Raw genomic sequence first — 21,752 nt, 5'->3', positions numbered from 1 at the left:
AAGTGTACTACACCCGAAAAACAAAACTGTCGATGAACGACTTATCGATAAAAATGCACGACTCGACGCTGCAAGCCTCTAGGCCGCACACCGCTGACACAGGCCGCGCAGTTCGACGACGGGGCGAACGTCTGCGAACCCTGCATCTTGCCCAGCAGTTCGCAAGGCCCCGGTCACCCGGTCATCGTCCAGATGCGTCGCCTTGCCGCAATCATCGCAAATCACGAAGATGCAATCATGCCGGCAGCCCGGATGGGTGTTGACGAGATAGGCGTTCGCGCTCTCAATTCGATTGGCTAGATTAGTGCGCACGAACAAGTCCAGGATCCGGTAAACGCTGTTAGGCGCCACCCGTTTGCCGCGAGTGCGCGAGAGATTGTCAGCAATATCATACGCGGAAGCTGGCTTTTCATGAGTCGCCAGCTCTTCAAACACGGACTGCCGCATGCCGGTCCATTGCTCGCCGGCTTCGGTCAGTGTGCGGCGCGCGGCATCAAGCAGGTCTTCGCCCGCATGTTCGGTGTGATCATGTGCGTGAACAGCCATATGCGAGAGCTAGGCTCTTGCACGGTTCTATTCAAGTTAGTTGAGAGCAAGGCGGCGAACTTGCTGGAACGCGCTCAAGGCGCCTAATTGCGCTTAAAGCTGGCCCGATAGACGCCGGGATAGAGCCGCTTAAGCGCCGAAACCTTCGGCTTGTCCCACCGCAAAATATACGGGTGGCGAGGATTTTTGTCGGCGAAATCCTGATGATAGGTTTCGGCTGTGTAGAACGTTTTGGCTGGCACAATACCAGTCACAATTGGGCGGTCCCACTTCTTCGACGCCTTCATTTGCGCAAGATAGGCGCCGGCGACGGTACGCTGTTCTTTCGACAACGGAACAAGCTCAGCATTGTAATGCGGGCCGCGATCCGGGCCTTGGCGATTCTTCAAAGTCGGGTCTGCAACAACCGCGAAGAAGATCCGCAAAAGCTGGTCATACCGAATGACTTTGGGATCATAGACGATCTTCACCGCCTCGACGTGATTGGTGAGTCCGGAGGAAACGAGCTTGTAATCCGCCTGACGTTTGGTGCCGCCGTGATAACCAGAAACCGCACTTTGCACGCCCTTCACATGGCTGAACACCGCCTCAACGCCCCAAAAACAACCGCCCGCAAAAATCGCAGTTTTGAGGCCTGTGCCTTCTTTGGCGATCCGCTCAGCCTTCGGGGCATTGACGATCCGTTCGCTAGCAAAGGCTTGCTGCTGGCAACCAGCGAGCGACAGACCGACGAGAGAGGTCAAGAGGATATGGGGCAGTTTCATACGAATTCTCAAATCACGTCGTTAAGCTACAAATGCACCAAACACCGCGAACAGCGAAGGATTGGTCAGCGTAACTACGATACCACCAATGGCAAAGCCGATGGCGAACTGGCGAAAAAGGTCTTGGCTAAAAAGTGTCATGTGGTGTCTTTCGTACGTAGAGCGCACGGGGTTACACATGGATCCTTTGCAAGAGGGTTAATGCCTTGGTTGTAATTTGTTCAGCATATCCGTGTGGAATGTGAATAGGATTAGTTTTTCGATTTGAGCCTAGCCGAGAACACAACAATCAAACCTAGTGCCTGAAATGCCGCATCCCGGTGAAGACCATGGCGAGGCCAGCCTCATCCGCAGCCGCGATGACCTCATCATCGCGGATGGAGCCACCCGGTTGAATGACTGCGCTTGCGCCCGCTTCTGCTGCTGCGAGCAGGCCATCGGCGAAAGGGAAGAATGCATCGGACGCCACCGCACTTCCTCTGGTGCGCGGTTCAGTCCAGCCATAGGTTTCCGCCGCTTCGGCAGCTTTCATCGCAGCGATGCGTGAGCTGTCACGCCGGTTCATCTGACCCGCGCCAATCCCGGCGGTCGCGCCATCTCTGGCATAGACAATGGCGTTTGATTTCACATGCCGAGCCACGGTCCATGCGAACAGGCAATCTTTGAGCTCTTGCTCGGTCGGTTCGCGCTTAGTGACGACTTTCAGATCGCTTTCCGAAAGCGCGCCATTGTCACGGCTTTGCACCAGCAGCCCGCCAGTGATCGGTTTCACTGCCAGGCCCCCGCGGCGCGGATCAGGCAGGTCGCCTGTCACCAAAATGCGCAGGTTCTTCTTCTTGGTAAATACCCCGCGCGCCTCCTCTGATACCGCAGGCGCGATCACCACCTCGGTGAAGATCTTCGCGATGGCTTCGGCGGTTGCGCCGTCGAGCTCGGTATTGACCGCAACAATTCCGCCAAAGGCTGAGACACTGTCGCAGGCCAGCGCTTCCTCCCATGCCTCGAGCAAGCTGCCGCGCTGCGCGACGCCGCAAGGGTTGGCATGCTTGACGATTACTACTGCGGGCGCACCGCCAGCAAACTCCGCGCACAGCTCAAGCGCCGCATCCGCATCGTTATAATTGTTATAGGACAGCTCTTTGCCCTGAAGCTGCTCAGCCTGAGCGATACCAGAGCCATGCGGCCCCACCGGCAGATAAAGCGCCGCCTTTTGATGCGGGTTCTCTCCATAACGCAGCTCGGTTGGTGCTCGGCCATTCACCGCGAGAAAGTCTGGAAAGAGTTTGCCCTGATCGGCAAAGCCAAACCACTGGCTAATCATGCTGTCATAAGCAGCGGTCGCGGCGAAGGCCTTGGCCGCCATCGCCTTGCGAAACTCCATCGAAGTCGCGCCACCGCGCTCTTCAAGCTCGCCCGCCAGCGTTTCGTAATCTGCCGGATCAGTCACAATCGTCACAAAGGCGTGGTTCTTTGCGGCAGACCGCACCATACTCGGCCCGCCGATATCGATATTCTCGATGATCTCGTCCCGCTCCGCACCCTTCGCAACCGTCGCTTCAAACGGGTAGAGATTGACCACCACCAGATCGATCGCGCCGATCGCATGCTCTTCCATCGCGGCGGCATGTTCTGCGTTGTCGCGCACCGCCAGCAGACCGCCATGCACCTTGGGGTGCAGCGTCTTGACCCGGCCATCCATCATCTCAGGAAAGTCTGTGACATCGGAGATATCGCGGACCTCAAGGCCGGCATCGCGCAGCGTCTTGGCGGTGCCGCCTGTCGATATCAGTTCAACCCCGCGTGCCGCAAGATCGCGGCCCAGCTCAACCAAACCGCTCTTATCGGACACTGAAAGCAATGCCCGTTTGATTGCCACTTCTGACATCTGTTGCTTTATCCCATTTTCTTCAAAATCCAGGGGAATGAACCCCCGCTGCGTGAGGCAAGGCCCTCAACCACCAATTGCTCAATCGGGTGAGGGCGCCCCTCGCCATCAATCCAGATGCTCTCCTCAATAGATAGCTTTGCATCGTCCTGTGCGTCATCATTGAGGCCAGCATTGCTGGTGCCCAAGCGGAATTGCCAATAGCTGCCATCGGGCAGAGCAAGGCCCGCGCCGCGCTTATCTTCGGAGAGGCCAAGATCAATCCCCCGCCCAATATGAAAGCGAATGGCGTAAGCAATCTTGCCGCGTTTGCCGCGCTTGCTTGACGGCTCCAGCACATCTTCGCCGCGCAATTCACCGCCGTCACCGCTGAGGATGAGGATACGGCGGTGGATCAGGCCGTAGCGCGTTGAATAGCCATCATGAGTTGCCTCAAGTTTAGTCCCGACACGCTTTCCTGTGCGAGTCTTGGTGGCGATTTCACCGCGCGTGATATCGACCTCTTCGACGCCTTTGCCAATCTGCCCCTTGATATGGACGGCGGTGGAATTGGCCTCATCCAGCGCAAGTGTGGAATGCGCCGCAGTGCCGCGTAAGCCTTGCTCAATGCGGACTGGCGTTTGCCCCCCGGCGAGCGCTGCCCCGCCGCAATTCACGATGAGCCGATGGCCGCCGCTCGACATTTCAAATGCCAGCGTTGAGGCACAACCAAAGCGGGCATGTTTAGTGCGCGGCGGAGGCGCTGCGTCAAATTGCAGAACCGTCTTGTCGGCGGTGATGTTCTGATAGCCCCATTGGCGCATATCCTTGGCCGGACGGGTCCTTACGCGGGATGCCTCGATCAGGCCGGCAAGCTCACTCGCGCCAACCGCGCCAGAACCCTGCCACGAGCCAAGCCCGCCATCGGTATGGCGCAGCGCGAGCAGCGGCGGAACCAGCAGGGCGAGCATCGTCTCAAGTGCCTTGGGCGGATCTTCATCCACTGCTTCGTAACAGCTACGCAAATCAGTGAGCACAGCAATCGCGTCCATCTGGGCCATCGGGCTGCGCGACAAGACGCCGCCATCATCGCTAATCGCCTCGCCCAGCGTGCGCAGCAGACCGCTCTCACCATAGAGGCGCCGCGGCTTGCCATCGGGTAGCAATAGCCCCGCCGCAACAACACCGCACCAGCCATGGACTGCGCCAAGCCGGTCTTCGGCCTTGCTAACATTGCGGTCGAGCCACTTGGCCGTATCGCTAATCGCCTCGAGCCCTTGCGTGCGCAGCCCAGGGGTCGCATCAGACAGTATCAGCGGCGCGTGGATTAGCCATGCAAGCAGGCGTTGCCCTGCAAATTCTGCGGTCCATGCCGGGGTTTTAGCAGGCCCCCGATGCTTTTTCAGCCAAGCGGAAAACACCCGCTCGGCCACGGGAATGCACTGCTCACGCGGCGCGCTGGCCGCAAGATCGCGCAGCCAAGCAAACCCATGAATGACCCGCGCAAATGGAGGGGTCAAACGCGTGCTGGATGCAAAATCCATTTGCGCAATCGGGGCCTTGACCCCGTTGACGAGAAAATGCCCGGCACGCATCGCCACGCCGCGCGCTCTATCGCCGGGAACGCCGCCCTCAACCGTCGCCAAAATCCGCGGCGCCGCGGCCTTGCGAAATGGCGCTGCCAAGACTGAGCCTGGAACACCAAGCCGATATGCAAGCCGGATGCTGGCATCGATTGGCCCCGTTCGCGGCGGTGCAAAATCCGCCACCGTCAGCGCCCGCCCCGGCTCTAGAGGAACGGGATCTATCGAAGCGGGTTCAGCCGGCGCTTTCGCTTCAGGAGCGTGTGGCTCAGCCGCCTTGGGCCGAACGACCATTTCCTCATCGAGTAGATTGGGCAGCGGTAGAGCAGTTTGCGCGCCGGCATCGGTATCGGGCGAAAGGCTGTCCGCAGCCTCACCATTTACGCGGTGCTCGCCATCAAGATCGAGCGATTGCGCCACTATCCCTCACCCCTCAGAGCTTTGATGTTCGCCGCATATTGACTTGGCCCGCCTTTGAATGTGGCAGAACCGGCGACCAGAACATCGGCGCCAGCCTCGACGCACAACCGTGCCGTTTCCGGATTGACCCCGCCATCGACTTCCAGATGAATGTCGCGGCCTGTCGCCGTAATCATCGCGCGAATACGGCGAATTTTGTCGAGCTGAGAGTGAATAAAGCTCTGCCCGCCAAAGCCCGGATTAACACTCATCACCAGCACTAGATCGACGAGATCCATCAGATTGTCGAGCACATCAACCGGCGTACCGGGGTTGAGCACCACGCCTGCTTTCTTGCCCATGGCCCGGATCGCCTGAAGCGTGCGGTGGATATGCGGCCCAGCCTCGGGATGCACGGTGATGATATCTGCGCCCGCCTCGGCAAATGCCTCGAGGTAAGGGTCAATCGGCGCGATCATCAAATGCACATCAAACGTCTTGTCTGTGTGCGGCCTCAGCGCTTTCACGACATCAGGGCCAATAGTGATGTTGGGCACATAATGGCCATCCATCACGTCGATATGAACCCAATCCGCGCCCGCTTCATCAATCGCACGCACCTCTTCACCCAGCCGGGCAAAATCGGCTGACAAAATGGAGGGGGAAATCAGTGGGGCGGCCATGCGGGCTCCGGTCGCGTTAGTTTATAGTCAGTTACGCGGAGCGCTCACCCGTGAACAGGGCAGGCCGAGGCCTTTTCCACATTGACCCGTGCGCATATCGGCCTTTTCTCATGGACCTTTCCACTTTGGCACACGCCGCTTAACACGTTGAAACACTTCAATTCAGGTGCAATTCACGCCGTGATCGGTATTTGTAGCGTCGAAACATGGGGTTCAAAGCATTCGCAGCCCTGCACGGCATATGCGTCATCGGCGCTCCATATGTGCCCGTATCAGAGGTTTTTTCGAACCGCCACACAACCGAAAACTAGGACATATAAGCAGACCTGACATGACCCGCGCTCTGACCCTTCTCGCCCTTGCTGCAGCTTTGCCGCTGAGCGGCCTTGCTTTGGAAAGCGAAGCGCATGCGCAATATCGCCAGAAAATCTCGCATGACACAGGCAAATGTGCGAGCGGCGCGACGGGCGTGTGGGTGACGATCAACAACATCAAGGCAAGCGCTGGCACGATCCGCGTCCAATCCTATCGCGGAACGAAGGCCGACTGGCTGGAAAAGGGTAAGTGGATTTACCGAATTGAAGCTCCTGCACGCGCTGGATCGATGAAGTTCTGCATGCCGCTGCCCGCTGACGGCACTTATGGCATTGCGGTGCGTCACGACGTCAACAACAATGGCAAGACTGACTTGTCGACCGATGGCGGCGCGATGTCGAACAACCCCAGGCTCACCATCTGGAATTTGGGCAAGCCGAGCTATAAGAAAACGCGCTTCACCGTGAATGGTTTGGAGAACATCTCGATCAATATGCGCTACCGCTAGGGGTAGGGTTACTGGCGGCCTTGCTTTCGGCGAGCGAACCACAATTCCACCAGGGCCCCCGGCGCCGCTAGCAGCGGGTGCTTCTCGCGAAACGGCGTCACTTCCAGCGCAATCCCCGTGTGCCGCTCAAGCTTCCACGCGCCATAAGCGGCCGCGCCTTCAAACGTCGTTGTCGCTTTGGCGAGCCGCACCAGATTGAGCGGTTTGCCAAGCTTTTGGCGGCGCCGCCACCACCGCAAAATCTGCTTGCGCGTCGCTGGATCAAGCGTCGGCGTCAGCATCTCTCCATCACGCGTAAACGCGAGGCCGCCCGCCTCCCAAGCGAGCGGCAACAGCCCGTCAAAATGCTCCTGATTGACCGAGATTATTGAGTCCTCCCGGCCAGCCTTTTCGACGCGAAATTCCGCCGCATACGTCGCGCGAAACAGAGCGCGCCAAAAATCCTCAGCACTGCCCGGTGTTTGTTTAAGGGCAGCCGCCAGCCGGCCAGCAGTCACGCATGCCGCGCATAATGCATCGAGCACCGCCGCCCCTGCCTGCTCATCGCGCGCCCAGATCATCGCGCAAGGCTGCACAAAGCGCGCCCAAATGGTCGTGTCGCGCGATTGGCCGCTTGCCGCTTTGGTGAACTGCGTCAGGGACATCGCCGCGATCTTAGCGCGCAGAACCTCGCCGCCTTTGTGCCATTCGCGGTAGCTCACTTTGGGCCAAATCCGCTCCACCTGATCGCCTGGCATCAGCAGGTAGAAATCGAGCACACCTTCCAGCGATTCAGTGCGCAGGTTTGAGCCGTAAAACAACACCGCCAGCGCGCCAGCCTCTTGCGCAAGCATCTGTGCATACTCGGCCACTTCTGCGCGAGGAGCCACGGCCAAGCGCCACGCCAACCGTTCCCGTAGCCCCGCTTCCACTGGATTTTCGCTCATTCGGTAACGAAAGTCAGCTCAGGGCCCTGCGAGACGCAATAACGCCCGGGAGGAAAAACCTCGCCATCCAGAATAAACTGATCGCCAATTTCCAGCTCGTACGCTTCTGCATCGACCTGGTGATAGCCATTCTTCGCCATCCACGGCGATTGCCACCCCGCCAGAATCATCGGGACTGCGGCAAGCACGCGGCGGCGGGGCGCATCAAGCACTGCCAGTTTCAGGCCATCGCGTTCCGGCCCATACAATTTGATACCCATCGGCATGCGCCGCAAAGTGCTCGACAAGACAATTGCGCGGCGGGCCCGATCGCCAAAACCCGCATGCGGGACCGGCGTGCCCGCAGGCTTCAGAAGCAAGCCCATTTCGACACCGCGCCGCCAAGGGTTGCTGTCGCTGCCAAACAGCGCTTGCAGCATGCCCCACACGCCGGTCGCGCCAACCGCCAGGCTGTTGAAGAAGCCCAGATTATGCGCATCCTGACCGGCCTTTGTGCCCAGCGTGAAGGCACCTGCCCCCAGAATAAACCCGCGAACCGGCGCAGACGTGCCGTCCAAAGTAGTGATCTGCAGCGGTCTGCGCGTAATCCGGCGACCGGCATCGCCCTTGTCAAAAGCCTTTATCGCATCGCCAATATTCCAGTCTTTGGGTGAGCCTATATCAACGTTCAGAGCGTTGGTCTTGCCTTTGGGCAGCACCGCAATCGGGGGCATATCATCGCCATAAATTGGCACAGCGGATGTGAGCACATCGCGCACTGTCCCATCACCGCCATTAATGATCAGATAGCTGATCCCAGCCTCGGCAAAATCTGCAATTGCCTTGCCGATATCAGGCCGGGTCTCTGGCACCGCAAGCAGCACACGCTCATTGTTGGCGCAGTCGAGATCTTGCCCTTTGTTGCGGTGACTGCGCGGATTATAAATGACACCGATCTTGCCACTTGGACTCTCATGAGCATTGCCCACGCCGGCGGCTCTGGCCGCAGGTGCAACCGCGGATTTCTTGCCCTGCTCAACCTCGGGCAATTTATCAAATTCGTGGATTGATCGGTCCATGATGTATGCCCCTTTACGCGTGCAAAGCGCAGAGCGCCAGTATCACTGTGATGCTCACCGTCTCAGAGGCAAGGCATGTAAGCGCACTGCTATGCAGTAGGCGCTAACCGAAGGCCCGCTTGTGTATTGGGAGTGGTCCAATTCACACGTTTGTGTAACGAAACCTGAGCACCTGCTGAGGTGAAGGATTGCATTCCATTTGTGCACATAAGAACCAGACATTCTGGCAAAAGTCGCCAGTGTGTTCACGACCCCATTGCGGTCACTTAGATTCACGCATTCTTTGGTTCGTCTGCCCCCAACCGGAACCCTATGTAGATCAAGTGAGGCCTCTCAGGATCAGGACCTAAGCTGCAACGCGCTTTTGCCATCTAAGTGAGCGCGTTTGACCCGGTCGGTAACGAAGTCTAGCGCTTTGTGAAGATCGCTCTCACCCATGTCCCGCATGATGAACACAATCCGCGAGCGCCGATCATCTGAGGGCCATTCCGGCAAGATAGCAGGGGGGTGCCAGATATGCTGGACACCATGAATGACCAGTGGCTTGTCAATCTCCTTTAAGTTCAGCAAGCCCTTAATCCGCAGCATGTTGACGCCGCTTACGGTCACCAGCAGATCAAGCCACTGATCGAAAACCTCGACAGGCAATGGCTCATCAAGTGTAAGGCACACCGACTGTATTCGATCATCGTGCCGGTTTATATCGTGATGATGATCATGCGCGTGGTCATCATGCGCATCGTGGTGGCCGTGTTTGGCGTTGGCATTGCCGATATAGGCTTCCTCGTTAAGCCATTCGCGAACCTGCTCACTCTTAAGTTCTGGGTTGAAGGTCGCGCGGCCGATCAGGTTCTTAGTATCTGGCGCATCAGGCCTATTGAGTAAGATGCTTGCAGGCGGATTGAGCACGCGAAGCCTGCGTATGAGAGCCCCAAGCTCCTTTGGATCGGCAAGGTCAGTTTTGCTCACGATCAACGTATCGGCCACGGCGGCTTGTTTCAGCGCTTCGGGCTGTGCATCGAGCGTTTGGGCCCCGTTGATCCCATCAACCAGCGTGATGATTTCAGCGAGCTGATATTGCCCTAGCAGCGCTTTGTCCGCCATAATCGTGTGAATAATCGGCGCTGGATCAGCTAGGCCGGTCGTTTCAATGATAACTCGATCAAACCAACGTTGACCGTCTCGCGCGTACCGCCAAGGAGCATCGCGCAAGGTCTTTTGGAGATCGCCCTTTATGGTGCAGCATAAACACCCGCTGGACATTTCAACAATCGTGTCATCTTCATTGCTATGCGCGATCAGGTCGTGATCGAGCCCTACTGATCCGAACTCGTTGATGATCACGAGCGAATTGGCCATCTCCGGCTCAATGATCAGCCGGTTCAGGAGTGTGGTTTTGCCGGACCCGAGAAAACCAGTGAGCAGTGTGACAGGTATGCGATCAACGGCATGGCTCATTGGAGTCAGACTGGCTCAGGTACTGGCTCGACTGCGTCCCACGCGGGGAAGGGGTCGGGCATTTCGGCCCACTGATCAGGCGTGAACTCGTTCGCCGTAACCAGGCACTCATCAAGTGCAGATGTAATCGCTCCCTGATCCATGTCGATCCCGATAAAGACGATTTCCTGCCTTCGGTCACCCCAGGCAGGGTCCCAGTGCTTGATGACAAATACCTCGAACGTACCATCGTCGGGCCAGCGGTTTTTCGGCACGGCGGCCCACCAACGGCCCATTCGGCTGACGCTCTTCTGCGTGCCCGCAATCGCCAACTCTCCCAAAAAATCCGGGCGCGTTGCAAGCCAAAAGTGGCCTTTTGAGCGGATGACATTATCCAAATTCTCACCAGTCAAAAATGCGTAGAACTTGGCCGGATCGAAGGGCGCCCGCGCGCGGTACACAAAGCTCTCGACACCGTATTCTTCCGTCTCTGGGCGGTGGCTATCGAAGTCGTAAAGCTCTTTCAGCCAGAGTGGATGCTGCTCAGCCTTCTCCTCATCATAGAGCCCCGTGCCCACAACATGATCGAGGTCAACTTTGCTATGGTCCGCTTCGATAATGCGCGCATCACCGTTCAGCGATGCCACCACTTTTTTGACCATGGCGAGTTGTTCTTCGCTGACTTCGCTGGCCTTGTTGACGATTACTACGTCAGCAAATTCGATCTGCTCGACCAGCAGGTTAACCAGGCTGCGATCATCACCTTCGCCAGCGGTTTCGCCGCGTGCCGAAAGCAGGTCGCTACTCGAATAGTCGGCAAGCAAATTCATCGCATCAACGACTGTCACCATGGTGTCTATTTGGGAGACATCGCCCAGGGATTCGCCCGCTTCATCTCTGAAAGTGAAGGTGGCGGCAACTGGTAGAGGCTCCGAAATGCCTGTGCTTTCGATCACGAGATAGTCAAACCGGCCATCTTCAGCGAGCGTGCGCACTTCCTTAAGCAAGTCATCGCGAAGAGTGCAGCAAATGCAGCCATTGGTCATCTCAACCAGGGTTTCTTCCGATCGTGACAGGCTTGCTTCTCCGCCGCGCACCAGATCGGCGTCGATGTTCACTTCGGACATATCGTTGACGATCACGGCGACGCGTTTGCCTTTGTGATTGTTAAGAATGTGATTGAGCAAAGTGGTTTTGCCAGCACCCAAGAAGCCTGAAAGGACCGTCACCGGCAGGCGTTGGTCAGCGTTTTGCATGCAAGGTGTCTCTCAGTCTTTGTCGGTGTGGTTGAGCACGAGGAGAAGCCGGGTTTGACCGGTGCCGGCGATGGGCGGAGAGCGGTGGATTGCCGGATGAGCGGCCGCGAGCTTCCCTTTGAAGATGCCGACATCACCGGTGCGCAATTGATTGATACGCTGCGGCTCGCCGCCTTGTTTGACGCGGTCAGCGTCGCCGGCATCAAGCCATTGCGGGCCATCGCCACTATAGGTCGTGATGAGGCGCGCTTTCACATAGTCTGCGTGCCATTTGCGGCACGAATCGGTGGTGACAACCTCTAGCCTGACTTCCAGTTCCTCTATTCCAAGGGTCGAGCAATATAAGTCAGCCAAGTCTACGATGTCATCGACGAGATGTCGGTGAGAGGCATGGTTGCCAAAGCCGCTAGAGGGCAGCGCCTGCGCAACATTTACTCTAACGTCGCTGAGCGGGGTGTTTAGCCGAATATCTCTAGTCCCGTCGGTGATCAGGCCGCTGGTCCAGCCGAGAGGTTGGCGTTCCCAGATCGCGATACTGCATGCCTCATCTTTGATGGATCGCAGGATCGTGGATTGGTCAGAAATTTGGGCGATAGAATCGAGTGTCGTCGACATTAGCCTTGTGGCTCCAAACGCAGCATGTGATGTTATAACATGGTATATTTGCTGGCCTTGGTTAAATCAAGTGGGTGTGTGAGCGGTATTGATATGAGTCCGTCTGCGGACCGAATGGGGATGACACTGTCGGTGCTTTGCGTGTTGCATTGTGTGGCGCTGCCGCCTGTGCTCGCCGTGTTGCTGCGATTTGAAATTTGACCTGCGTGCCTGCCATTTGGAGATGTCAGGCCAATGCTCCGAGTGTAAGGCTGGACTCAATTCAGGATGTGATATAATGTGACACACCATGGTAAGAAAAGTTATCTCGCTCGCCTCGGCGCTTACTCTCGTGGCTCTTCCAACCGCGGCCTCTGCCTGCGATTTGGACGGGATGCCTGGGTTCCATCGCTACAATCCATTTGCCCAGATGCCCGGCTTCCGTGGTTTGGCTCCGCCACCTGCCCCGACGCAGTCCGCTGAGCGGCGCAAGCCACCCCAGCAGGCCGAAAGCCAGGACGAAGCTGGCAAACCAAAACCGCGCAAGCAACAGGCGAGCAAGACACCTCCGCGTGAGTGGGAACGAGACACAGGCAATGGTCCGATTTCCGCTGAGGATCTCGCTACCTTTCGTTGACGCATTGCTTGGCGGGCCAAAACGATGGAACTTGCAGTTCTTGAAGTCGGCAAGGCTTATGGCGGCCAACCCGTACTTTCTGACATTTCGTTTACGCTAAGCGAGAATGATCGGGCGTTGCTGTTGGGGCCTTCCGGCTCAGGAAAATCAACTCTGCTAAACATCATCTGCGGGCTGCAAACGCCTGACAGTGGCTCCGTTCGAGCGGGCGATGAGTATGTGACGAAGGCCGGAAACGCGGCCAATGGCGACCATGTTCGCAAGCGTTCGATGGGCATCATTTTCCAAACCCTGCGCCTCGTATCCGCCCTCAATGTGACGGCAAATCTTGCGCTTGCCCAAAAGTTGCAAACCGGCGCAACGGATAGCGCTCTGATTTCACAGACACTAGATAGATTGAGCATCGCGCACCGGGCACATGCACGTCCGTTTGAGCTAAGTCAGGGCGAGGCTCAGCGCGCGGCAATTGCGCGAGCCCTGGTGGTTCGCCCGAAGGTATTGATCGCTGATGAGCCGACATCTGCGCTCGATCATACAAATACCGAAAGCGTGGCCAAGTTGCTGATCGAAGTGGCTGAGGAGGCTGGTGCAACGCTCTTGGTAGCGACGCATGACGACAGGTTGAAACCGTATTTCGAGCGGACATTGGAGCTCAAAGAAGGGCAGCTGGGCGCATGATCAGGCTAGCTATCGCTTACTTACGGGACCGACCGCTTACCACTGCGCTCAATGTACTATTGCTGGCAATCTCGGTCGCGATGCTGGTGCTTTTGCTGCAATTTGGATCGCAGGCGAGCGAGCGTTTTGAGCGTGATGCGCGCGGTGTTGATCTGGTTGTTGGCGCTAAGGGCTCACCGCTCCAACTGATCCTATCCAGCATTTTTCATATCGACCAGCCGACCGGCAATATCCCGCTCAGCAGTCTTGATCTATTGAAGCGTGATCCCGCTGTGGCGCGGGCAATACCGTTGGCGCTCGGCGACAATTTCAACGGCTATCGCATCGTTGGAACAGACGCCGGTTTTAGTGAGCTCTATCAGGCTGAGATTGCTCATGGGCGCACATTTAACGCTCCGATGGAGGCGGTTTTGGGCGCGAGCGTTGCGGCAGATACGGGTGCCGGTCTGGGGCAGAAATTCATTGGCAATCACGGCTTCGGCGATGAGGAAGACGGTGCGCAGGGCCACGACCATGCGCCTTTCGAAACGGTCGGCATCCTCGCGCCGACAGGCACGGTGATTGACCGGCTGATCCTGACGCCAGTCGAGAGTGTTTGGGACGTTCACGGGATCGCGCATGACCATGATCATGAGGGCGGCGAGGCTCATGAGGGACACGATCACGGTTCTGATGAAGGACGCAGTGGGCATAGCCACAATCACGGCGATCATGAACACGGCGCCGCGGTAGCCGCGCAAACCGCGACAAACCTACCAGCCCGAGCCTCCTCAGCAGTGCTTCAGGCTAGCGGCGGGCTTGAGCCAGAATTGACTGCCCTGCTTGTGACATATCGCAATGCTGCTGGTGCTATCCGCATCCCGGCAATGGTCAACCGGCAAACCGAAATGCAAGCGGCTGTACCCGCGACCGAGACGGCAAGGCTGCTTGAGCTGCTGGGGGCGAGCCTCGAAGGCATTCGCATATTTGCATGGCTCCTTGCTGTTACAGGGGGGCTCGCGATTTTCGTTGCGCTGCTCAACATGGTCCGCAACCGCGAGGGTGATCTTGCTTTGCTGCGCGTGATGGGCGCCAGCCGCGTTCAGGTCTTCGCAACAGTAATTGTGGAAGGGATAATAACGGCGGCTTTGGGCGCTGTGCTCGGCTGGATCTCAGCGCATTTGCTGATTATGGTTGCAAGGGAGAATTTCCCAACATTGGCGGATCTTGGACTTGCACCCTGGCAGCCAGTATCGGCGGAGCTGGGCTTAATTGTCGTGGTGCTCGCGATTGGCGCAGTTGCAGCGCTCATTCCTGCGCTGCGCGTTTATCAAATTGATCCGGCGCGGACTTTGGCGCGTGCGTGAAGAGATGGACTTTTAGGAGATCATGGCAATGAAAGCTTGGATGAAAGACCTGATTGTTTTCGGCGGAATTTTGGCGCTGTTCTTCCCCATCACTATGGGCGCCTCGGCCATGCAAGATACGGGAATCAAAGCGACAGAGGACATTTGGAAGCCAGCAGCAACACCTAAAGGTGGTACGTCTTGGAAAGTCCTGGAGGCCACCGGCGAGACGACGCGAACCGATGCGCAGGGCTATATTGTTTCCAAGCCCAAATTTACACCTGAAGTGAGAAAACTGGCGGGCAAGCGCATTAAAGTCGCTGGCTGGATGATGCCGCTAGAGGCAGGGGCAAGCCAAAAGCGCTTTGTGCTGCTGGCATATCCGCCCGGTTGCCCATTTCATTTCCACGCCGGGCCAAATCAGTTCATTGAGGTCTATGCCAACACCCCATTCCCCACCAATGAAACCAAGGTTCACATAGTGAGCGGCGTTCTTGAGCTTACAGGTCAGGACGAGAGCGGCATTTTCTACCGTCTCAAAGCCGCGAGGCCCAGCTGAGTCAGCGCGTCCTTGCGATACTTGCGCCAATCGGAGACGAGTTCGCCTTTAGACTGCCAGCACCTTGCGCCCTAATCGTCGAAGCTAGATTTCAAGAAGCAATCTATAAGAACGGGGTAGCTTCAATATGCGCCCGGCTCGAATGGCTGGATCAGCTTAAGCAACATACCAACTAGATCGAGAGCCGGTGCGCTTGCCCGCACCGGCTCTCTTCCAAACCATCCTGGTCTGCCTTTCGGTTGGGACTGCATCAGCCAACCAGAATAGTCGGTTTCTGTGAGGTGAACTTCCTGAGATCGCACTGAGGCGCGTTTCGCCAAATTCACCCATGTGTTGCAGACATGGCTTTCCGCGCGGCCATCGCCTGGTTTCGTAAGGTTCGCATAGTCTTTCTTGAGATGAGTCGGTGGTCGATATTGAGGGCGCCGTGGAGCGCCAAGTGGGTAAAAACTGACGGTAGGGAGGGTTCGTGTAGTTTACTCTCCTGCAGCAACCACCTTTTGGAAGGTCAGTATCATGTCCGATCTTTGCGTACGCGAGCCCATGTTCTCTGGCGCCGCGTATAGCGATTTCAAAAGGGCTAGATCCCACCGGGTCAACGCGTCAGGTGGAGTTTCGAATGGGCTATCTGCATCAAACAGACCCAAGATCGACTCTACCGCCACATTCGATTCCTCATCCGACGTAGTCATGATTAACCCGCGCATGATCGCATGGTCAGCGATCTGGATTGGTGTGAGGCCCAATACTGCCTCGCGCTCGATCAGAACGAAGGAATGCTCCATACTCTGGTAAACCGGTTTTTGGACAAGCGACTTTATGTGGCTACGCCCGGCATTCAGGCGATCCTGGGTCAGGAAACCAAATGGGCCACCGCCCTTTGAAATATCCGTATTGAATCCAGTGCCGACATCGCCGCGACTGCGCCTGTTATCGGCCGAGCGTTCCTTGATAAGATGCCAGTTATAGACCGGGCCTTCGCTGCGCTTTATCTGGTCGATGCGGTAGGGCCGCAGTCCGCCGAACGCGCCTTTTTGCTTTTGGCGGATGGTGGCGATGGCCGAGCGGCCATCATCGACGATTACAACGTGCAGGTTGGGATTGCAGCCCTCAGGCTTGGTGCGCACGTTGCTCGCTTCGGCGACAGCACGCATGCGCTGTTCAATGAATTTGGATGTATCGACCTCAAAGCCGATTACGGAAGGACAAATCGGGGCGTCGAAGCGGGCATACTGACCGCGCGGCCCTTCACTAATGGTTGAGGCAATGTACTCGCGGACGATCTCTTTCTCGCTTCGGTCTCCCGTTACGACAATAGTATCACCGCTTGCCTGCGCTAGAGCAGTCGGAGCATGGAACATGAGGCTTGCGCTCAGAGCGATCGAGAGAAGTATTGTCTTGTCCATAGGCTTCCCCATCCTTGGATTGCACACCGGTCGACAACCTCGACCCGCAGCGATCTATAAAACATGGAACTAGGTGTCCGCGCTAGGACTAGCGCGATCAAGTCGCGAGAAAAAGCGACGAATCCTCGCAGCCCTCGTGAAGAACGCGACGAAACCGTACCTGATCGCGACGAACCTCGTGGATTGGGGCGACCGGAAACTGAACTTGCTGCGACGAGATCGGGAGAATCTGCGACCTAATCGGTGGAAAAATTACCGCAAATCAGGCAGGGCGGCGGTGCTTATCAGCTCGGCCTGTCCAGCACCGCTAGGAGCGACACACTCAATGATTGAGAAATCTCTCTACAAGCCCCTTCTGGCGGTGAGCCTTTCCGTGTGGTTCGGCTTTTTGGGGATTTACGTAGGCATCTCTCTGTTTGAAGGCGCCTTACCGCAGGACCTTGCGCAGAGATTGGTGACATATTCCTTTTCGTCAATCCTGTGTTTTTGCGCCGGCATCGCCGCATTCGCATTGCTTGCGAGCCTTGATCGCTTCCGCTGGATATGGGTCGGCGCGATAGCCTTATCTACTTTGCTTATCCACGCCGCCTTTGGAGTGGCGTTTTTCCTCTGGTTCCCGCCCTATGCTTACCTCGAAAACGCTGAGTTTCTGCCTCTGTTTAGAGCCGGGATCATCTATGATAGCCCGATCCTAAGCTCGGTCTTCATGGGCTTTATCGCCATCCATTTTGGCCGCGAGCTAGCTGAACAACAACGACTTGCCCTGAAGCGCGAAGCCGCGGCGCGCGAAGCACAACTCGCATCGCTGCGCCATCAATTAAGTCCACATTTTCTCTTCAATACGCTTAACTCAATTACTGCACTGATCACAGAAGAGGACACGGCGAACGCCGAACGCGCAGTCTTGATGCTCAGCGACTTTCTTCGCTACGCGCTTGAGACTGAGGCCGGTGAGCTAGTGACCTTGGAGCAAGAGCTGACCTCGATGAGAGCATATCTAGCGATTGAATATGTGCGCTACGAAGATCGGTTGCAGGTTCGAGAGAATATTGGCGACGGCGTAAAATCCATGCTCGTTCCGCCGTTCCTATTACAGCCAATAATTGAGAATATCGTCAAGCATGCGGTTTCCAAGCAGAGTCGTCCCGTAAACGTCACGCTTGAATGCGTTTTGGCTGACGGCGATCTCTTTGTTTTAGTCGAGGATGATGGGCCGGGCTTGGCTAGTCCGGATGCTCATCTCAACGGAACCGGACTGCGCAATTTGAGACAACGTTTGCGGCTATTGTACGGTCCACGCGCGAGTGTGACTATTTCCGAACGGTCCTCAACGGGACTTCGGGTGGAAATCAGATTCGAGGCTCAGTCGGCTAAAAATGCTTAGGATTGCCATTGTGGATGACGAACGGCTGGCGCGTCGCCGGCTTGCAAAAGCGATCGACACGATGCCTGATGTTGAAATCGTTTGCGAAGCCTCGAACGGTGCTCAGGCTATCCAACAGATCGCTCGCGAAAATCCTTCTGTAGTGTTGCTCGACATTGAAATGCCGGACGGTGACGGGTTTCATGTGGCAGCGAAAGTTCTGCAACTGCCGGAATTGCCCGAAATCATATTTGTGACAGCGTTTAGCAACTACGCTGTACGAGCCTTCGAGCATGGTGTTGCCGACTACCTTCTCAAGCCTTTCTCTCGCCAAAGGCTTGTCCATGCTTTGGATCGAGCACGCGAACGTATTCGCCTCAAGTCGCTCAGCGAACGATCAATGCGCCTACAACTCCTGGTGGATAAGCTTAGAAGCGAACGTGTTGGGCAGGAACCTTCTAAGTCGATCTGGTTTCGATCCGGAGGCGATCAAATTCGAGTTCTGCCTGATCAAATTCGGTATGTGAGCGCAGATCGCGACTACGTCGAGATCAAGACGGAGCGGCAAACCATACATCTCCGTCACACCATTTCAGCCTTGGCTCAAGCCTTGGGCAATGAGAAATTTGCTCGCATTCACCGGTCGCACATTGTCAGAAAATCTGCGATCAAAACTCTAAAATCTCTCGGCCGTGGTAAGTATCAGATCGAATTGGAGACAGGAGAGACACTTCCAGTGGGCGCAACATTCAGGAAGTTTCTAGATTGAGTGCCATGGGAACTGTCAGAGTAAATGCACGGGATGCGAGTCGAGGCGGTGATGGTAGGGCGAGCGGGCGCCCAACCCTAGGAAGCCAGTCAGTCCGTCTCGCTATTTCAACTTGTCACCTGAAGTTATCCGGCTCGTGGATATGATGCGCAGACGGTTTCCGTTCGCTTGACTGAATGCCCGAAACTGATCGTGAGCGGAATGCCGACTTTTGTCCTTACTTTCGGCAAAGCCGGCGCGGACAGGCTTGGCCAAAAGTGGACGCTTAAATGCGCAAACTCCTGATTTATTGTAGGAAAATCACGCCCTGCACTTACACTTCACTTACAGGCAATAGCGCGAAAATTGTGCGGCGCACTAAACGCTTGAAATAATGGCGCACCCGAGAGGATTCGAACCTCTGGCCTCTGCCTTCGGAGGGCAGCGCTCTATCCAGCTGAGCTACGGGTGCCAACGCCATTTGCACGGTGCGGCATGTTCGCCCTCGCCGTGAAAGGGCGCGCTTAGCAAAGCGCCTCTGACGATACCAGCCGTTAATTTTACACGCATCGCACTGCCGCAAGGCCAACCGCGTAATATCCCCCAGCCGCGTTAGGATTTTGGCAAGCATACAGATTTAGGCTCTTATCCCATGAACGCACTAGCTCATGAATTCGACCTGGCGCAGGCCACTATGCTTCCGACCGGAGTGGCTGGCGATAATGCGCAAGCACAAATCGCCGCTCTCAAGGCGCGCTGGGACACGCTGCATGATGCAGCCCACGCCGTCGCGCAGCTCGCGCAATTGGCGCGTGAAGATATGGATGAGGCGAGCACGTCTCTGCCTGAGCGCGCATATTCCGCCGGCGGCCCACGTCTCGATGCGGTCGAGCATGGCATTTCAGATCTTGCGCTGGTTATGCAGACGGGGCTCACCGCTTTGCTTGCCGCGACCAGCCAAGGCAAAGATGCAAGCTCTGCGGCGCTGACGCTTTGGCTTGAGTTTCACGCGGGCCGCAAGGCAATTGCCGCTCTGCTGGAACCGGCTGAAACAAGCGCTCTTCAGTAAACATGCGGGGCGCTTTTCTCGCCCGATAACACTGCTGACGACTTGACGAAGTTCACATTATGTTCCAATTATGGGGCATGAGCGAATCGTCCGTTATCTCTGCCAAAGCCAAACAAGCAGAACCAACCGCCTTGACCATGCAGGCTGCCGGGCAAGCGGCCAGTTCAGCGGCAAGCACAATTGCAAATCCAGCCGCATCCGACGTGGTGCGAGGCATTATGCGCTTGTTCGCCCGCAACGGGATTTGGAGTCTGCCAGAAATGCCGCTGCGCCCTCTCAAAAGCGCTGGCCAAACGAGCAGTCACAGACGTGCAGATCTGATGGGCATCGACGCCAAGGGAAAAGTCATCATTGTTGAGATTAAGGTTCAGCGCGGTGATTTGCTGGGTGACAGCAAGTGGCCCGATTATCTTGAGCATTGCGACCGGTTTTTCTGGGGTGTTCCGCAAGGACTTGATCGCTCGCCGCTCGAAAGTGCGAATTATCTGCCCGAAGAGTGCGGGGTTATTGTGGCCGATGGCTATGATGGCGAGATTGTCCGGCCTGCACCTCTGCGACCCCTTGCTGCAGCGCGGAGGAAAGTCGAGATTGAACGCTTGGCGCGGGCTGCAACACGGCGGCTTGCCGTATTGGGCGATCCCGATTGTGAGCCGAGTTTTTAGGTTTTTGGGCGGTCTAGGCCAGGCCTAGACAAGGCGCGCCAAGTTTAAGGGCCGAATTCAAGGATTGCCAGTCCGTTGTCACCGAGGGCATAAGCTGGACCAATGCTTCAAGCTGTCCTTATCTCTGCGCTGGCCATGACAGCAATTGTGGGCGTGCGTTATCTAGTCGCGAGCGGGCTGTTCGCCTGGCTGACTCAAAGACGCCTGCCCGGTCATTACAGCGGGCTTTCGGGGCAAATCCGCCGCGAAATCGGTTGGTCGCTCGCCTCTGCTGCAATTTATGGTGTGCCCGCCGGAATTGTCGCCTGGGGTTGGCAGTCGCAGGGGTGGAGCGCGATTTACACCGACATCACGGCATACCCGCTGTGGTATTTACCTCTCTCGCTCCTCATTTACCTCTTCCTTCACGATACGTGGTTTTACTGGACGCATCGCTGGATGCACCGGCCCAAATGGTTTCGCATTGCGCATGCGGTCCACCATGACAGCCGCCCACCCACGGCCTGGGCGGCGATGAGCTTCCACCCGATTGAAGCGATCACCGGCGCGGTTGTGATCCCGGCACTTGTGCTGCTCATCCCGATCCACGTCGGGGTGCTCGGCCTAGTGCTCACGATTATGACGGTCATGGGCGTGACTAATCACATGGGCTGGGAAATGTTCCCGCGCGCCCTGGTTCACTCTCGGTTAGGGGGATGGCTGATAACAGCGAGCCATCATCAACGACACCATGAAGAGTATCGTTGCAATTATGGACTTTATTTCCGCTTTTGGGACCGTTTATGCGGCACCGATAAAGGCCTAACGGAGAACCCGATTTGAACTTTGCTGCCAAACTTAGCCCGACCCACTTTGCCAAGGCCATGGCCGCATCGGGGGTTATCGCGGCGGGCCTGTCTTCTGCGCCAGCCGCAGTCGCGCAAGACGCTTCCGCAAGCAAAACTGCGACCGGAAACGTGACTGTCACCGTCACCAACCTACGCAACACCAAGGGTGTGGTTCGTGCCTGCATGACGCCGGAGCCCAAGCGCTTCCCCCGCTGCCGCGGCATTGCGGGTGCTTACAGCGTAATCGTGCCAGCGTCTCAGACGCTCAAGCTCACCTTCACCAATGTCAAAGCCGGGCGCTATGCCATCGCGCTTCTGCATGACGAAAATGACAATGGCAAAGCTGACCGCGCCCTGTCGATGATCCCCAAGGAGGGGTTCGGCTTTTCGCGCGATGCGAAGGTGCGCATGGGCCCGCCAAAATTCCGCGACGCGGTGTTTGACTTTGAAGGCACATCAGACACGCAAACAATCCGCATGCGGTATATGCTGTAGTCCAAACCCCTCGCATCTCCAGCGGTAGTGATCCCCAAGATCATTTCGGA

General features: G+C 56.9%; 23 protein-coding genes and 1 tRNA gene. 12 read left to right on the top strand and 12 right to left on the bottom strand.

What is annotated here, in order from left to right:
• Positions 1 to 78: 78 nt before the first annotated feature.
• The 5 genes from ACFCXQ_RS03735 to rpe form a co-directional block, all read right to left on the bottom strand.
• On the bottom strand, positions 79 to 546 hold the full coding sequence (locus ACFCXQ_RS03735; protein WP_379553215.1) for a Fur family transcriptional regulator: 468 nt from the start codon (positions 544 to 546) through the stop codon (positions 79 to 81).
• An 83-nt stretch (positions 547 to 629) separates the two neighbouring features.
• Entirely contained in the window at positions 630 to 1,310 is a 681-nt protein-coding gene (msrA, locus tag ACFCXQ_RS03730) for a peptide-methionine (S)-S-oxide reductase MsrA (protein WP_379553213.1), read from the bottom strand.
• Positions 1,311 to 1,605: 295 nt separating this feature from the next.
• Entirely contained in the window at positions 1,606 to 3,195 is a 1,590-nt protein-coding gene (gene purH / locus ACFCXQ_RS03725; protein ID WP_379553211.1) for a bifunctional phosphoribosylaminoimidazolecarboxamide formyltransferase/IMP cyclohydrolase, read from the bottom strand.
• An 8-nt stretch (positions 3,196 to 3,203) separates the two neighbouring features.
• Positions 3,204 to 5,177, bottom strand: a complete 1,974-nt coding sequence (locus ACFCXQ_RS03720) for a heparinase II/III family protein (RefSeq protein ID WP_379553209.1) — start codon at positions 5,175 to 5,177, stop codon at positions 3,204 to 3,206.
• The gene (rpe, locus tag ACFCXQ_RS03715; RefSeq protein ID WP_379553208.1) at positions 5,177 to 5,839 is read right to left on the bottom strand and encodes a ribulose-phosphate 3-epimerase; all 663 of its coding nucleotides are present in this window, start codon (positions 5,837 to 5,839) and stop codon (positions 5,177 to 5,179) included. Before rpe ends, ACFCXQ_RS03720 begins: the two co-directional genes overlap by 1 nt.
• 331 nt (positions 5,840 to 6,170) lie before the next feature.
• Between rpe and ACFCXQ_RS03710 the strand changes: the two genes are divergently transcribed.
• On the top strand, positions 6,171 to 6,662 hold the full coding sequence (locus tag ACFCXQ_RS03710) for a DUF2141 domain-containing protein (RefSeq protein WP_379553206.1): 492 nt from the start codon (positions 6,171 to 6,173) through the stop codon (positions 6,660 to 6,662).
• Between the two features lie 8 nt (positions 6,663 to 6,670).
• Here the strand turns inward: ACFCXQ_RS03710 and ACFCXQ_RS03705 are convergent, their stop codons facing one another.
• The 5 genes from ACFCXQ_RS03705 to ACFCXQ_RS03685 form a co-directional block, all read right to left on the bottom strand.
• Entirely contained in the window at positions 6,671 to 7,588 is a 918-nt protein-coding gene (locus tag ACFCXQ_RS03705) for a hypothetical protein (RefSeq protein ID WP_379553204.1), read from the bottom strand.
• Entirely contained in the window at positions 7,585 to 8,646 is a 1,062-nt protein-coding gene (locus ACFCXQ_RS03700; RefSeq protein WP_379553202.1) for a diacylglycerol kinase family protein, read from the bottom strand. The genes ACFCXQ_RS03705 and ACFCXQ_RS03700 overlap by 4 nt, the downstream gene beginning before the upstream one ends.
• A gap of 339 nt (positions 8,647 to 8,985) precedes the next feature.
• Positions 8,986 to 10,104 carry a CobW family GTP-binding protein gene (locus tag ACFCXQ_RS03695; protein WP_379553200.1) on the bottom strand — a complete coding sequence of 373 codons (1,119 nt, stop codon included), beginning with the start codon at positions 10,102 to 10,104 and terminating at the stop codon, positions 8,986 to 8,988.
• Positions 10,105 to 10,109: 5 nt separating this feature from the next.
• On the bottom strand, positions 10,110 to 11,339 hold the full coding sequence (locus tag ACFCXQ_RS03690; protein WP_379553198.1) for a GTP-binding protein: 1,230 nt from the start codon (positions 11,337 to 11,339) through the stop codon (positions 10,110 to 10,112).
• A 12-nt stretch (positions 11,340 to 11,351) separates the two neighbouring features.
• The gene (locus ACFCXQ_RS03685; protein ID WP_379553196.1) at positions 11,352 to 11,954 is read right to left on the bottom strand and encodes a DUF1826 domain-containing protein; all 603 of its coding nucleotides are present in this window, start codon (positions 11,952 to 11,954) and stop codon (positions 11,352 to 11,354) included.
• A 39-nt stretch (positions 11,955 to 11,993) separates the two neighbouring features.
• On the opposite strand from ACFCXQ_RS03685, the gene ACFCXQ_RS03680 reads away from it, so the two are divergent.
• The 5 genes from ACFCXQ_RS03680 to ACFCXQ_RS03660 all read left to right on the top strand — a co-directional run bounded on the left by ACFCXQ_RS03680 (position 11,994) and on the right by ACFCXQ_RS03660 (position 15,132).
• Positions 11,994 to 12,155, top strand: coding sequence for a MerC family mercury resistance protein (locus tag ACFCXQ_RS03680; protein ID WP_379553194.1), 162 nt, complete (start codon positions 11,994 to 11,996; stop codon positions 12,153 to 12,155).
• A gap of 88 nt (positions 12,156 to 12,243) precedes the next feature.
• A complete protein-coding gene (locus ACFCXQ_RS03675) occupies positions 12,244 to 12,570 on the top strand; it encodes a hypothetical protein (RefSeq protein WP_379553192.1) in 327 nt (108 codons plus the stop codon).
• Positions 12,571 to 12,594: 24 nt separating this feature from the next.
• Entirely contained in the window at positions 12,595 to 13,248 is a 654-nt protein-coding gene (locus ACFCXQ_RS03670) for an ABC transporter ATP-binding protein (protein ID WP_379553190.1), read from the top strand.
• The gene (locus ACFCXQ_RS03665; RefSeq protein ID WP_379553188.1) at positions 13,245 to 14,594 is read left to right on the top strand and encodes an ABC transporter permease; all 1,350 of its coding nucleotides are present in this window, start codon (positions 13,245 to 13,247) and stop codon (positions 14,592 to 14,594) included. Before ACFCXQ_RS03670 ends, ACFCXQ_RS03665 begins: the two co-directional genes overlap by 4 nt.
• Before the next feature lie 28 nt (positions 14,595 to 14,622).
• A complete protein-coding gene (locus tag ACFCXQ_RS03660; RefSeq protein ID WP_379553186.1) occupies positions 14,623 to 15,132 on the top strand; it encodes a DUF3299 domain-containing protein in 510 nt (169 codons plus the stop codon).
• Between the two features lie 476 nt (positions 15,133 to 15,608).
• On the opposite strand, the gene ACFCXQ_RS03655 is transcribed toward ACFCXQ_RS03660, so the two are convergent.
• Complete coding sequence (locus ACFCXQ_RS03655) at positions 15,609 to 16,538, bottom strand: hypothetical protein (protein WP_379553184.1); 930 nt, start codon at positions 16,536 to 16,538, stop codon at positions 15,609 to 15,611.
• Positions 16,539 to 16,863: 325 nt separating this feature from the next.
• On the opposite strand from ACFCXQ_RS03655, the gene ACFCXQ_RS03650 reads away from it, so the two are divergent.
• Both ACFCXQ_RS03650 and ACFCXQ_RS03645 read left to right on the top strand, forming a co-directional pair.
• Entirely contained in the window at positions 16,864 to 17,922 is a 1,059-nt protein-coding gene (locus ACFCXQ_RS03650; RefSeq protein ID WP_379553182.1) for a sensor histidine kinase, read from the top strand.
• Positions 17,923 to 17,932: 10 nt separating this feature from the next.
• The gene (locus ACFCXQ_RS03645) at positions 17,933 to 18,670 is read left to right on the top strand and encodes a LytR/AlgR family response regulator transcription factor (protein WP_379553180.1); all 738 of its coding nucleotides are present in this window, start codon (positions 17,933 to 17,935) and stop codon (positions 18,668 to 18,670) included.
• A 374-nt stretch (positions 18,671 to 19,044) separates the two neighbouring features.
• Here the strand turns inward: ACFCXQ_RS03645 and ACFCXQ_RS03640 are convergent.
• Positions 19,045 to 19,121: transfer RNA gene (locus ACFCXQ_RS03640), tRNA-Arg, on the bottom strand.
• A gap of 180 nt (positions 19,122 to 19,301) precedes the next feature.
• On the opposite strand from ACFCXQ_RS03640, the gene ACFCXQ_RS03635 reads away from it, so the two are divergent.
• The 4 genes from ACFCXQ_RS03635 (at position 19,302) to ACFCXQ_RS03620 (ending at position 21,702) form a co-directional block, all read left to right on the top strand.
• Positions 19,302 to 19,718 (top strand): hypothetical protein, encoded by a 417-nt coding sequence (locus ACFCXQ_RS03635; RefSeq protein ID WP_379553178.1) that lies wholly within the window; start codon positions 19,302 to 19,304, stop codon positions 19,716 to 19,718.
• A 137-nt stretch (positions 19,719 to 19,855) separates the two neighbouring features.
• Positions 19,856 to 20,380, top strand: coding sequence for an MmcB family DNA repair protein (locus ACFCXQ_RS03630; RefSeq protein WP_379554534.1), 525 nt, complete (start codon positions 19,856 to 19,858; stop codon positions 20,378 to 20,380).
• A gap of 102 nt (positions 20,381 to 20,482) precedes the next feature.
• Complete coding sequence (locus tag ACFCXQ_RS03625) at positions 20,483 to 21,202, top strand: sterol desaturase family protein (protein WP_379553176.1); 720 nt, start codon at positions 20,483 to 20,485, stop codon at positions 21,200 to 21,202.
• On the top strand, positions 21,199 to 21,702 hold the full coding sequence (locus ACFCXQ_RS03620) for a DUF2141 domain-containing protein (protein WP_379553174.1): 504 nt from the start codon (positions 21,199 to 21,201) through the stop codon (positions 21,700 to 21,702). The genes ACFCXQ_RS03625 and ACFCXQ_RS03620 overlap by 4 nt, the downstream gene beginning before the upstream one ends.
• Positions 21,703 to 21,752 lie beyond the last annotated feature (50 nt).

Origin of the sequence: Qipengyuania rhodophyticola, from assembly GCF_042493225.1 — a bacterium.
In the GTDB taxonomy this organism is placed as follows: Bacteria; Pseudomonadota; Alphaproteobacteria; order Sphingomonadales; family Sphingomonadaceae; genus Erythrobacter.
Note: the sequence above shows the minus strand (reverse complement) of the source record. Positions and strands in the feature narration are given on the sequence as shown.